The organism is Streptomyces sp. NPDC047982, assembly GCF_043204165.1.
Taxonomy (GTDB): Bacteria; Actinomycetota; Actinomycetes; order Streptomycetales; family Streptomycetaceae; genus Streptomyces.
In genome coordinates this window covers 389,154-401,469 of the sequence record NZ_JBIDBS010000003.1, presented here as the reverse complement: position 1 = coordinate 401,469, position 12,316 = coordinate 389,154, and the positions used below count along the sequence as shown (strand labels likewise).

The 12,316-nt window shown below is 73.9% G+C and carries 9 protein-coding genes; 4 read left to right on the top strand and 5 right to left on the bottom strand.

Features of this window, described 5'->3' with window-relative positions; translation table 11 throughout:
• Nucleotides 1-97: 97 nt before the first annotated feature.
• On the top strand, nt 98-841 hold the full coding sequence (locus tag ACGF2V_RS05345; RefSeq protein WP_392910835.1) for an ABC transporter ATP-binding protein: 744 nt from the start codon (nt 98-100) through the stop codon (nt 839-841).
• A gap of 170 nt (nt 842-1,011) precedes the next feature.
• Nucleotides 1,012-3,591, top strand: coding sequence for an FtsX-like permease family protein (locus ACGF2V_RS05340; protein ID WP_362710408.1), 2,580 nt, complete (start codon nt 1,012-1,014; stop codon nt 3,589-3,591).
• Nucleotides 3,592-3,620: 29 nt separating this feature from the next.
• Here ACGF2V_RS05340 and ACGF2V_RS05335 read toward each other — a convergent pair whose 3' ends face one another.
• From ACGF2V_RS05335 to ACGF2V_RS05320, 4 genes are all read right to left on the bottom strand, one after another.
• Nucleotides 3,621-4,553, bottom strand: coding sequence for a LysR family transcriptional regulator (locus tag ACGF2V_RS05335; protein ID WP_362630161.1), 933 nt, complete (start codon nt 4,551-4,553; stop codon nt 3,621-3,623).
• A gap of 96 nt (nt 4,554-4,649) precedes the next feature.
• Complete coding sequence (locus ACGF2V_RS05330) at nt 4,650-5,852, bottom strand: glycine C-acetyltransferase (protein ID WP_362710411.1); 1,203 nt, start codon at nt 5,850-5,852, stop codon at nt 4,650-4,652.
• A gap of 125 nt (nt 5,853-5,977) precedes the next feature.
• Nucleotides 5,978-7,006, bottom strand: coding sequence for an L-threonine 3-dehydrogenase (gene tdh / locus ACGF2V_RS05325; RefSeq protein ID WP_362630167.1), 1,029 nt, complete (start codon nt 7,004-7,006; stop codon nt 5,978-5,980).
• Between the two features lie 609 nt (nt 7,007-7,615).
• Nucleotides 7,616-8,620 (bottom strand): hypothetical protein, encoded by a 1,005-nt coding sequence (locus tag ACGF2V_RS05320; RefSeq protein ID WP_362630179.1) that lies wholly within the window; start codon nt 8,618-8,620, stop codon nt 7,616-7,618.
• Between ACGF2V_RS05320 and ACGF2V_RS05315 the strand changes: the two genes are divergently transcribed.
• Both ACGF2V_RS05315 and ACGF2V_RS05310 read left to right on the top strand, forming a co-directional pair.
• Nucleotides 8,547-8,705, top strand: a complete 159-nt coding sequence (locus ACGF2V_RS05315) for a hypothetical protein (protein WP_362710414.1) — start codon at nt 8,547-8,549, stop codon at nt 8,703-8,705. The genes ACGF2V_RS05320 and ACGF2V_RS05315 overlap by 74 nt on opposite strands.
• A 120-nt stretch (nt 8,706-8,825) precedes the next feature.
• Nucleotides 8,826-11,621 carry an AAA family ATPase gene (locus tag ACGF2V_RS05310; protein ID WP_362710418.1) on the top strand — a complete coding sequence of 932 codons (2,796 nt, stop codon included), beginning with the start codon at nt 8,826-8,828 and terminating at the stop codon, nt 11,619-11,621.
• Between the two features lie 43 nt (nt 11,622-11,664).
• On the opposite strand, the gene ACGF2V_RS05305 is transcribed toward ACGF2V_RS05310, so the two are convergent.
• The gene (locus tag ACGF2V_RS05305) at nt 11,665-12,099 is read right to left on the bottom strand and encodes a TIGR03668 family PPOX class F420-dependent oxidoreductase (protein ID WP_362710421.1); all 435 of its coding nucleotides are present in this window, start codon (nt 12,097-12,099) and stop codon (nt 11,665-11,667) included.
• Nucleotides 12,100-12,316 lie beyond the last annotated feature (217 nt).

Sequence of the window (12,316 nt, the reverse complement as noted above, 5' to 3'; positions counted from 1 at the left end):
GGGCTCCTGGTGTAGCGGGCTCCACCCCGGTCCGGGTGTGCGCGCCCTCGTCCCGCGATCCCCGCTCCTCCTAGCGTTTACGCAGGTCAGCAGAGGAATGAAAGAGGTAACGGTGGGATCGAGGGTGGATACGGTCACAACGGTCGCGGGGGTTCGGGCGACCGCGCTGAGCCTGGAGTCGGTGACCCGGCGCCATGGGCGGCGCGGCGGCCGGGAGACGCTCGCGCTCGACGCGGTGAGCTGTACGGTCCCGGCCGGGAGCTTCACCGCGGTGGTGGGGCCCTCGGGGTCGGGGAAGAGCACGTTCCTGCAGTGCGCGGCGGGCCTGGACCGCCCGACCTCGGGGACGGTACGGGTCGGGGGGACCGATCTCGGCTCGTTGTCCGAGGCCGCGTTGACCCGGCTGCGCCGGGACCGGATCGGTTTCGTGTTCCAGTCGCACGCCCTGAACCTGGTGCCGTCGCTGAACATCGTGGAGAACGTGGTGCTGCCGCTGGTGCTGGCGGGCGCCGGTCCGGCGGACGAGCGGGTGCTGGCCCGCGGCCGTGATCTGCTGGCCCGGGTCGGCCTGGCGGGCCGGGGCGGGCAGGGGCCCTCGACCCTCTCGGGCGGTCAGCAGCAGCGGGTCGCGGTGGCCCGGGCGCTGGTGACCACGCCCGAAGTGATCTTCGCGGACGAGCCGACGGCCTCCCTGGACCCGGAGTCGGCGCGGCTGGTGCTCGGGCTGTTGCGGGACGCGGTCCGGGCCGAGGGGCGCACGGTCGTCATGGTCACCCACGATCCCGAGGCGGCGAGCTGGGCGGACACCGTCCTGACGATGGACGGCGGCCGGCTGCGGTGAATACGCACACGAGGAGGAGGCCGGGTACGGGCGCCTTCCCCGTACCCGGCCCCGAGGACGCACGGAACGGGGCCGCACCCGGGAGCGGGAGCGAGCCCGGGTCCGGGAGCAGGTCCGGAGCAGGGAGCGGGGGTGAGTCCGGGAACGGGTCCGGAGCAAGGAGCGGGGACGTGCCCTCCCGGGTGCGCAGGGCTTCGGCGTTCCTCGCCCGGCGCTCGCTGCGGACCCATCGCGGGGCCTGGGCCGCGGTGTTCGCGGCGACGGCGGCCGCGGTCGCGCTGATCGGCGCGTTCGCCCTCGTCCTCGGTTCGCTCCTGTTGGCCGCGCCGCCGGTGGAGCGGTACGCCGGGGCGGACGCGGTCGTCGTGGCCGACCAGCGGGTGACGTACACGGCGAAGCCCTGGGGCAGCGAGCCGAGGACCGTCGAGACGTATCTGCCGGAGCGGGTGCGTCTCGACCGTTCGGTGGTGGCGAGGGTGGCCACCGCCGAGGGCGTCGCGAAGGCCGTCGCGGACGATTCGGTACCGGTGGCCGTGGGCTCCCGGACCGGTGACGGCGGGGCGCGGAACGCGGTCCCGGCCGTGGGACGGTCCTGGGTGTCCGCCGCGCTCACCCCGTACCGGCTGAGCGGCGGTCGCGCACCGGGCGCCCCGGACGAGGTGGTCGTCGACCGTGCCCTGGCCGCCGCGACCGGCAGCGGACCCGGCGGCCGGGTGACGGTGAACGTCGACGGCACGCCACGTCCGTACACGGTCAGCGGCGTCGCCGAGTCCTCGCACCGGGGCGGGGGCGCCCCCGCCGTCTTCTTCACCGAACGACGGCTCACCGCCCTGGCCGGGCACCCCGGCACGGTCGACGCCGTCGGCGTCGTCGCCGAGCGGGGTGTGCCGGTGGAGGCGCTGAGCGCGTCGCTGGACGCCGCGCTGGCGGACCGCGTCCACGGCGACCGTGCCGTCCGGGTCCTCACGGGACCGGAGCGCGGGCAGGCCGAGTACGTCGACGCGCTCGGCGCGCGCGGGGAGTTGCTGCCGCTGCTGGCCTCCGTCGCGGCGACGGTCCTCATGGTGGCGCTGCTGGTGATCGCGACCGCCATCTCCCAGGCGGTCCACCAGCGTTCGGGCGAACTGGCGCTGCTGCGCGCGGTCGGGGCGACACCGCGTCAGCTGAGGTCTGCCGTCGGGCGCGAGGTGAGCCGGGTGGCCGGTGCGGCGTCGGTGCTGGGCGGGGTCGGAGCCGTACCGCTGGGGTTGTTCATGCGGTCGCTGCTGACCACGGACGCGTTGCCGCTTCCCGTGCCGGTGTGGCTGCCGTGCGCGGCGGGCGCCGCGGCGGCGGGCCTCGTCACGCTCCTGGCGCGGCCGGTGTCGATGCTCGCGGCCAGGTCCATCACCGGGCTGCGGCCCGCCGCGGCACTGGGCGCCGCCGGTGCGCCGGAGTCGAGCGAACCGGGCCGGGTGCGGACGGTCGCCGGTGCGGTGCTGGCCGTCGCCGGGGTCGGCTCGGCCGGTGCGGCGACGGCACAGGGCGGGCAGGCCGCCGCGGTCGCCGCGTCGGGCGCCGCGACCTCGTTGATCATCGCCGTGGCGCTCCTGGGTCCGTGGATCGCCCGGGTGGCGTTGCGGGTGCTCGGCGGGCCGGTGCGGGTGCTCGGCGGGGTCTCCGGCTTTCTGGCCGCCAGGTCGGCATGCGCGCACCATCGGCGCCTCGGCGCGGCGATCACCCCGATCGTGCTGGTCGTCGCGTTCGTCTGCGTCCAGCTGTCGGCGGGCTCGACGCTGGAGCGGGCGGCCGACCGGCAGGCCGCCGCCGCACTGCGGGCGGACCTGGTGGTGACGGGCCCGGCCGCCGGGCTGCCGGAGGGCGCGGCCCGTGCGGTGCGCGAGGCCCCCGGTGTGACGGCCGCGACCGGCGTACTGCGCTCCGGAGTCGTCCTCGCCCGCCGTGAGCTGGGCGATCCGGTGCTGGAGCGGCTCCCCGTACTGGGGGTGACGGCGAGTCAACTGGCCGGCACGCTCGATCCCCGCGTCACGTCCGGTGACCTCGCGGACCTCACCGGCCGGGACACGATCGCGGTCGGCCGGGACCGGGCGGCCGATCTGGGCGTCGGCACCGGCGACACGGTGGCGCTCCGCCTCGGCGACGGCACGAAAGCGCGCCTCCGCGTGGTGGCGCTGTACGAACGGTTTGTGGGGCTCGGCGAGTTCATGCTGCCGCGCGAGGCCCTGACCGGTCATGTCGGGTCCCCGCGCGGCCTGCGGATCCTGGTCCGCACGGCGGACGGCGGTGCCGAATCGGCCGCCGCGGTGCGACGCGCGCTCGCCCCGTACGCGGGTGTACGGGTCCGGGCCGCGACGGCGGACGACGTACGGATCGCCCCGGCGTCCTCGGACCAGGGCGACGCCCTGATCGTCATCGGGGTCGGCGTGATCGGCGGCTTCGCGCTGCTCGCGGTGATCAGCACGCTGTCCCTGATCACGGTGGGCCGAGGCCCGGAGTTCCGGCTGCTGCGGATGGTCGGCGCGGGCCGCCGCCAGGTGCGGCGGATGCTGGTCCTGGAGACGGGTCTGGTCGCGGTGGCCGGTCTGGCGATCGGCACGCTGGTCGCGGCGGTGCCCCTGGTGGCGTTCGCGGTGTCGATGACCGGTTCGCTGCCGTATCTGTCCCCGCAGAGGTACGGGGCGCTGGCGCTGGCCGTGGTGGTGGCGGCCGGTCTGGGGACGATGCGCCGCGGCTCGTCCGGAGGGCGGTGAGGGCCATGCGTCAGGCACATGCCCGCGCGTCACGGCTTCGTGGTCGGTGGCAGGGACGCCTCCCGTGCCGCGGCGGCCACCAGCGCGTCGAGGACCGGTGCGATCAGCGGGTGTCCCTCCGCTCCGTGCCGTACCGCGGCGAAGACGCGGCGGGTGGGCGCGCTGCCCCGCACGGGCCGTACCACCACGCCCGTCAGTTCCATCCCCCGCAGGGCCGAGCGCGGCACCAGCGCCACCCCGGCGCCCGCGCCGGCCAGGGCGACGACGGCCCGGAAGTCGTCCGAGGAGTGCTCCATCCTCGGCTGGAATCCGGCGAACTCGCAGGACAGGACCACCACGTCATGGCAGGGGTTGCCGGGGTACGGCCCGATCCACGGATCCTTCTCCAGGTCCGCGATCGACACCGCGTCCTGCCCGGCCAGCCGGTGGTCCACCGGCAGCACAGTGTCGAAGGGTTCCGAATAGAGCGCCACCCGGGTCAGCCGGCGGTCGTCCTCACCGGGCGCACCCCGGTACTCGACGGCGACCGCCACGTCCACCTGCCGGTCCAGCACCATCGGCACGCTCGCGTCGCCCTCGGCGTCCTGGACGCGGACCCGGATGCCGGGTGCGGTGCGGGCCAGTCCGGCGATCGCCGGGGCGAGGACCAGGCCGATGCCGGTGGCGAACGCGGCGACCGTGACCGTGCCGGCGTCCCCCGTGCTGTAGGCGGCCAGTTCGGCCTCGGCCCGCTCCAGCTGGGCCAGCACCGCGTTGGCGTGGGTCAGCAGGATGTCCCCGGCGGGGGTGAGCCGGGCGCCGCGCGCGTTGCGTTCGACGAGGCGGTGCCCGGTCTCCTGCTCCAGCGCGGCCAGTTGCTGGGAGACCGCCGAGGGGGTGAGGTACAGCGCGGCGGCTGCGGCGGTCACCGTGCGGTGGTCCGCCACCGCACGGAGAATGCGCAGCCGCCGTGCATCGATCATGTTCCTCATTGTCCCAGGTCACGAAGAAGGTCCTGACTCCGGGAGAAGCGAGGTCCTGACTCCGGGGAGGAAGTTCCCGGCTCCGGGAAGCGGGGACTACTCCCCTGCTCCCCCCAGCGCGGTCCGCGCGTCGACGAACGCGTCCACGGCCCGGTTCACGTCCTCGGTGGAGTGCGCGGCCGAGAGCTGGACCCGGATGCGGGCGGCGCCCTGCGGGACGACGGGGTACGAGAACCCGATCACGTACACCCCGCGCTCCAGGAGCAGTTCCGCCATCCGGCCCGCCTTCGCCGCGTCCCCGATCATGACGGGGGCGATGGCGTGGTCGCCGGGCAGGACGTCGAAGCCCTCCTCGGTCATCCGGGTACGGAAGAGCTTGGTGTTGGCGGCGAGCCGTTCGCGCAGGTCGTCGGCGCCCTCCAGCAGGTCGAGGACCTTGAGCGAGGCCGCCGCGATGACCGGGGCGAGGGAGTTGGAGAAGAGGTACGGGCGGGAGCGCTGGCGCAGCAGCGCGACGATCTCGGCGCGCGCCGCGACGTAGCCTCCGGACGCGCCGCCCAGGGCCTTGCCCAGGGTGCCGGTGATGATGTCGACGCGGTCCATCACGTCGTGCAGCTCGGGCGTGCCCCGGCCGCCGGGGCCGACGAAACCGACGGCGTGCGAGTCGTCGACCATGACCATGGCGTCGTGGCGCTCGGCGAGGTCGCAGATCTCGCGCAGCGGGGCGACGTACCCGTCCATGGAGAAGACGCCGTCCGTGACGATGAGGCGGCGTCGGGCCCCGGACGCCTCCTTGAGCTGGGTCTCCAGGTCCGCCATGTCGCGGTTGGCGTAGCGGAACCGCCTGGCCTTGGAGAGGCGGATGCCGTCGATGATGGAGGCGTGGTTGAGGGCGTCGGAGATGACCGCGTCCTCCGGGCCGAGGAGGGTCTCGAAGACGCCGCCGTTGGCATCGAAGCAGGAGGAGTAGAGGATCGTGTCCTCCTGACCGAGGAACGCGGAGAGCCGCCGCTCCAGCTCCTTGTGGACCTCCTGGGTGCCGCAGATGAAGCGGACCGAGGCCATGCCGTAGCCCCAGCGGTCCAGGGCCTCGTGTGCGGCGGCGACCACGTCGGGGTGGTCGGCGAGGCCGAGATAGTTGTTGGCGCAGAAGTTGAGCACCTCGCCGGGGCGGCCGCCCGCGGTGACGGCGACGCTCGCCGACTGCGGGGTGCCGATCACACGCTCGGGCTTGTGCAGCCCGGCGGCCCGGATCTCGTCGAGGGTGGTGCGCAGGTCGTCGCGTACGGAGTCGAACATGAGGGGTGTCTCCCAGCTGGTCGCGAGGGTTCGCCGTGTACGGGCGTGGGGTGTCGGGCGTCGGGCGCCGGGCGCCGGGCGCCGAACGTCGGGTGGCTTCGAGGGGACGGGAAGCGGGAGGCCGATCAGGACGCCCAGTCGAGGATGATCTTGCCGCCCCGGCCGCTCGCCGCGTCGTCGAAGGCCGCCTCGAAGTCCTGGAACCCGTACCGACCGGTGATCACGGGGGCGAGGTCGAGGCCGCCCTCCAGCAGCACGGACATGGCGTACCAGGTCTCGTACATCTCACGGCCGTAGATGCCCTTGATGGTGATCATGGACGTGACGACGTGGGCCCAGTCGACGGGGAACTCCTCGGACGGCAGTCCGAGCATGGCGATCCGGCCGCCGTGCGTCATGTTCGCGATCATGTCGCGCATCGCCTCGGGACGCCCGGACATCTCCAGGCCGATGTCGAAGCCCTCGCGCAGGCCGAGCCGCCGCTGCCCGTCCGCGATGGTCTCCTCGGCGACGTTCAGGGCCAGGCTGACGCCGACCTTCCTGGCCAGCTCCAGGCGGGCCTCGCTGACGTCGGTGATGACGACGTTGCGGGCGCCCGCGTGCCTGGCGACGGCGGCGGCCATGATGCCGATCGGCCCGGCGCCGGTGATCAGCACGTCCTCGCCGACCAGCGGGAACGACAGCGCGGTGTGCACGGCGTTGCCGAACGGGTCGAAGATCGCGGCCACGTCCAGGTCGACGGGGACCCGGTGCACCCAGACGTTGGACGCGGGCAGGGCCACGTACTCCGCGAACGCCCCGTCCCGGCCGACGCCGAGCCCGACGGTGGAGCGGCACAGGTGACGGCGTCCGGCCAGGCAGTTGCGGCACTTCCCACACACCAGGTGGCCCTCGCCGCTGACCAGGTCACCGACCTCGATGTCGACGACGTCGGCACCGGTCCGAGCGACCTCGCCGACGAACTCGTGACCGAGGACGAGGGGGGTGCGGACGGCCTGCTGGGCCCAGCCGTCGTAGTTCCGGATGTGCAGGTCGGTACCGCAGATGCCGGTGCGGAGCACCTTGATCAGCACGTCCGAGGGGCCGATCTCCGGCTCCGGCACGTCCATCAGCCAGAGTCCCGGCTCGGCCTTCTGCTTCACGAGTGCCTTCACGGCGGTGGCTCCCTGCGCTGTACGACGTCGAGTTCCCCGGACCGGCGCATTCGTGGGGGAATCCGCGGGCCCGGGGACGTAGATGAGGGACGGCATGGCAGCGCGTCGATCGGCTGCCGTGCACCATCCTGCGCCGTCCCGGGGAAAATCTGCCGCACCCCGCGCCCGAGGTCCATCGAGGATTTCTTAAGCGCGCCCGCAGCTCCGCTTCACGCCCTGCCCCGTACCCGCCCGTTCTCGCCCCCTCGACGCCCCTCGCCGCCCCGTCCTCCTCGGTCCGGTGCGGGAAGGAACCGTGCGACCGGTCGACGCCCGGCGCCGAGGTGCGCTGGTACGTGGACGGCGCGTGTACCACCGGGGGCCACATGAACGTCGCCATGGGCGGGAGGCTCCCCGTCCGCCGACGGCGCCACGGTGGGTCCGGACACCGACCCGGGTCTCCCGATGCGTGTCCGGCACGTGACGGTGCCGGTGCGGGAGGGCGCGCCGTGTGCGGGCACCCCTCCGCCTCGGCATCGCACCCACCGGAGCGCCGCACGGCCCGAATCCGGCCGGACGAGGGCCGTGCGATAACGGGCCCAGCCGGCTCAGGGCTTGCTCAGGGCTTGCTCAGGGCTTGCTCAGCCTCTGGAACAGTGCATCGATCTCGTCCTTGTCGGCTATCAGCGGCAGCGTGTCGAAATACAGCTCCCACTCTCCTCCGGCGCCGAACCGTTCGATGATCCCGAAGGGCACCTTCTCGCCCTTGACGCTGCTCACCGTGCCGTGCCACTCCACGTAGGTCGTGGTCCGCCCGAACGCGACCTGGCCCGCCTTCAGCCTGACGTCGGCGTGGTCGAAGAGGCGTTTGAGATAGGCGGACTTGCCCGCGGGGGTGGCCAGCGGCGCGGACAGTCCGGGGCCGGTCAGCCGCGCGTTCCCCATCCGGCCTGTCAGTGCGGCGATGTCCTCACCGTTCCACGCCGCCAGCCGGTCCGTGATCTCGTCGGCCCGGAACCGCTCCGGCGCCGTGCCGGCCCCCCGCCCCTCGTCGACGACCCCTTCGAACAGGTTCCGCAGCTCGGGGGCAGCCGGCCGGTACACCGTGCAACGGTCGTAGTAGCGCCGGGCCTGGATGGTCTTCCCGTCGTCGGACAGCAGGTTGCGGGCGATCTGGGGGTAGGCGACCTTGTGCCCCTTGACCGTGACCTCGTTCCACTGACCGAACATCATCACCGCGCCGTCGGCCACCACATCGGTGCCCCGGTAGCGCAGGTCGGGAACGAGCCGCAGCGACCCGATGATCGAGGTCCCGATCGAGGTGTGGCCCCGTTGCGGCGGGCCGCCCGCTTCCCACAAGGTCGCCTCCGGGTCGAAGATGTCCAGGTACGCGGAGATCCTCGGGTGGCCGAAGTCGCCGGGGCTCGGCGGCGTCCCGGTCGGTGTCTCCCCGAAGGCGATCTGCCGCTTGAGGAATGCGCAGCCGTTCGGGGTGAGTCGGCCCTCCAACCGGTCGAGCTTGTCGCGGGCCTCGGCGCACTCGACGCCCCCCGATGTCACGGTGGTCGACTCCGACGGACCGGCGGTGGCCGTGCCGAGGGACGCCACGGTGACGAGCGCCGCCGTGAATGCCACGGTCCGTGCCTTCGCCGCTCCCGGACGTCGTCCCCGCCGACTCGCGATCATGGTGATCCCCTTTTCGTTCGTTCCGCTGTGCTGAGAGCCGGGCCCGGTCTCGTGATCACGACGGTATGCGGGCCCGGAGGCCGGGGAATCGGTCAGGACTTAGGTAATTGCTCCTGGTGGTCACCTCGGCCGGAGGGCGCGATAGGGTCCGCGCATGTTGTACGGGCGGCAGAACGAGCAGGTCAGGCTCGAAGGGGTGCTCGCTGCCGCCACCCGGGGCGCCAGCGCGGCCCTGGTCGTGCGCGGTGAACCCGGCATCGGCAAGACGGCGCTCCTGAACCACGCGGTCTCGCTGGCCGCCGGTGTGCGGGTGCTCCGCGGTCAGGGGATCGAGGCCGAGGCCGAATTGCCGTTCGCCGGCCTGCACCTGCTGCTCCACCCCGTTCTGGGAAAGGCGCAGACCCTGCCCGGTCCGCAACGCCGTGCGTTGCTGGGGGCCTTCGGCCTGACCGCGCCCGAGGAGCCGGTGGAGCCGCTGTTCGTGGGCTTGGCCGTACTGTCCCTGCTGTCCGAACTGGCCGAGCAGGGCCCGCTGCTGTGTGTGGTGGACGATGCCCAGTGGCTGGACCGCGGCACCGCCGAAGCGCTGATGTTCGCCGCGCGGCGCATGCGTGCCGAGGGCATCGTGATGCTCTTCGCCGCGCGCGGTAGCCGGGACGTGTTTCCCGGTCAGGGACTTGAGGAGCTCCACCTCGATGCCCTGGCACCCCAGGACGCGGCCCGGCTGCTGGACCACAGTGGGCAAGGGCTGCCCGCCGCGCTGCGCGACCGCGTCCTGGCCGCCGCGCACGGCAACCCGCTGGCGCTGCTCGAACTCCCCACTGCCATGGCGCGCGAGACCGCGGACGGGCAGTCGCTCGCCGGAGCGCCCGAGGGCGCGCTGCCGCTCACCGACCGGCTGCGGCACACCTTCGGCGGCCAGGTGGACGCATTGCCCGCCGCCACCCGAACCCTGCTGCTCCTCGCCGCGGCCGAACACCACGGAGACCTGCACCTCGTGGTGCGCGCCGCCGCGCCGCTGGGCGCCGGCCCCGCCGACTTCGCGCCCGCCGAACGGGCCGAGCTCGTCCGGGTGGCCGGACAGAGCATCGTGTTCCGGCACCCGCTGGTACGGGCCGCCGCATACCGGCGGGCGTCGTACGGCGAACGGCTCACCGCACACCGCGCACTCGCCGACGCGCTGGCCGGCGGCCCCCAAGCGGCCGAGACCGGAGCCACCGGTCCCGGTGCGAGGGGCTCCGACCTGGCGGACCGCCACGCCTGGCACCTGGCTGCCGCGACGCACGGTCAGGACGAAACGGCAGCCGCGGGCCTGCAGGCCGCCGCCGAACGGGCCCGGGCCCGGGGCGGCTACGCCGCCGCGGCGGCGGCACAGGCGTACGCCGCCCGGCTCACCCCGGATTTGGGCAGACGCACCCGCCGGCTTGCCGTCGCGGCTGCGACGGCCGCGGAGGCCGGCGACTTCGACCAGGCACGCGGCCTGGCGGAACAGGCACTGACGCATGCCGACGACCCCTCTCTCAGAGCCCGGTTGCTCCAGGTCCGGGCGGCCGCGGACTTCGGCAGGGGCGCCCTTCGCGACGCCAACGTCCACATGGTCGAAGGAGCGGCGCTCGCCGCCGACCACGATCCGCGCCAAGCACTCACGATGACCCTTGAGGCAGTGCACATCGCCTGGTTCATCGAGGATGGCGGCGTACGCCCCAGGACCGCCCGGCAGGTGGCCGCCTGCCCCATTCCGTCCGGGGACCCGCTGGCGCCGGTCGCGACACTGCTGCAACGGCTGGTGTCGGTCTGGGAGGACCGGAGCGAGACCGCGCCGTCCTTCGCCGAGGTCGTCCGCGACGCTCAGGGCGCCCTGGCCGACGAACCACGCGGCCTCGTCCTGGTCAGCGCCGCCATGCTGGCTGGAGCGCAGGACGAGGAGCTGTACGAGCTCGCCTCCACGCTCGTGTCCCTGGGCCGAGAACACGGCAGAATCGGCTGGCTCCCGCCCGCACTGAGCTATCTCACCGCGGCGCAGTTCGCCCTGGGCCGGCCCCGCGCCGCGCTCGACAGCGCCAGTGAGGCACTGCGCCTGGCCCACGACACCGGACAGACCCAATGGACCGGACAGCTGAACGCCGTCCTCGCCGTCATGGCCGCCGCCGCGGGAGACGGGGAACGTTGCCGTGCTCTCGCCGCGGGGGCACTCGACGGCACTCCGGCGCCCAACATCGGCGGCGCGCACTGGGCCCTGGGCCTGCTCGCGCTCGGCGACGGGCGGGCTGCGGAGGCACTGCCCCACCTCGAAGCGCTCGCCGAAGGCCCGGAGCGCTATCTGGCCCACTCCACGCGCAGTATCCCCGACCTGGTCGAAGCCGCGGTACGAGCAGGTGAGACACACGCCGCGAAGCGCGCCTTCACCCGCCTGAGCAACTGGGCCCGCTGGGCACAGCAGCCGGTTGTCGACGCATTGGTGATGCGCTGTCAGGCGCTGCTGTCCACCGGCGAGGAAGCCGAGAAGTACTACTCGGCGGCCCTGGAACTGCACGAGCGGGCGCCCCGGCCGTACGAGGAGGCACGCACCCGGCTGGTGTACGGGGAATGGCTGCGGCGCGACCGGCGCAAAGCAGAAGCCGGCGTGCAACTGCGGTCCGCGCAGCGCGCGTTCGACCGACTGGGCGCCGAGCCCTGGGCCCGCCGGGCCCGTACCGAGCTGGGCGCCACCGGCACCTCGGCCCCGGACCGGCGCCCCGTCGGCGCCCTGTCCAGCCTGACCCCTCAGGAGTCGCAGATCGTGCGCATGGCCGCCCGCGGACTGTCCAACCGGGACATCGCGGCCCGGCTCTTCCTCAGCCCCCGGACGGTCGGTCACCACCTCTACAAGGCGTACCCCAAGCTGAACGTCGCCTCCCGGGCGCAGCTTCCGGCTGTCGTCCCCGCCGACGACAGCCCACCGGAGCCCTGACGGCCGGAATTCCGGGCCGCCCGGCACCTACACGCGGCACCACTCATCGCCACGAAGCGCGCCACCCGCTCCAGCGCATGGCCGCCACCACGATCACGGGGCCCTCGGGCGGCCGACCCGCGTACTGGGGGTACTTCGCCGCGAGCACCCCGACGCGCCGGGCCGCCTCGGCGGACCGGTCCGGCGGCGGGAGCACACGGGCTTCCCCGTCACCCCGGACCCACCACAGGCGGTCCCAGTCGTCCTCGTAGTGATCGGCGAGGAGGCAGACCGACGGGTTGGCCGTGATGTTCGCCAAGCGTTTCAACCGCGTCGTCCGCTTCGGCTTGTGGTCCACGGCCAGCACCACCGCATCACCGTCCAGGGCGAACACCACCGGCACCAGATGCGGGCGAGCCGCCGTGTCGGCCGTCGCCAGGCGCGCGACACGCGCCGCGGCGAACAGTTCCCGCGCCTCGACGCTCGTCAGAGCCGGCATCGCACCTCTTGGGTCGTGTGCGGGACGGGCACGGGAGGGAACGGACAGCCTCGTTCCCGCTGGCCACTTGCCCCGGGTGATCCCGCCCCATGACCACCCGGGAGAACCATCACCGCCCCCGGGGGGGGGGGGGGGGGGGGGGGGGGGGGGGGGGGGGGGGGGGGGGGGGGGGGGGGGGGGGGGCGGGGCGCGGGGGCGGGGGGGGCGGGCGGGGGGC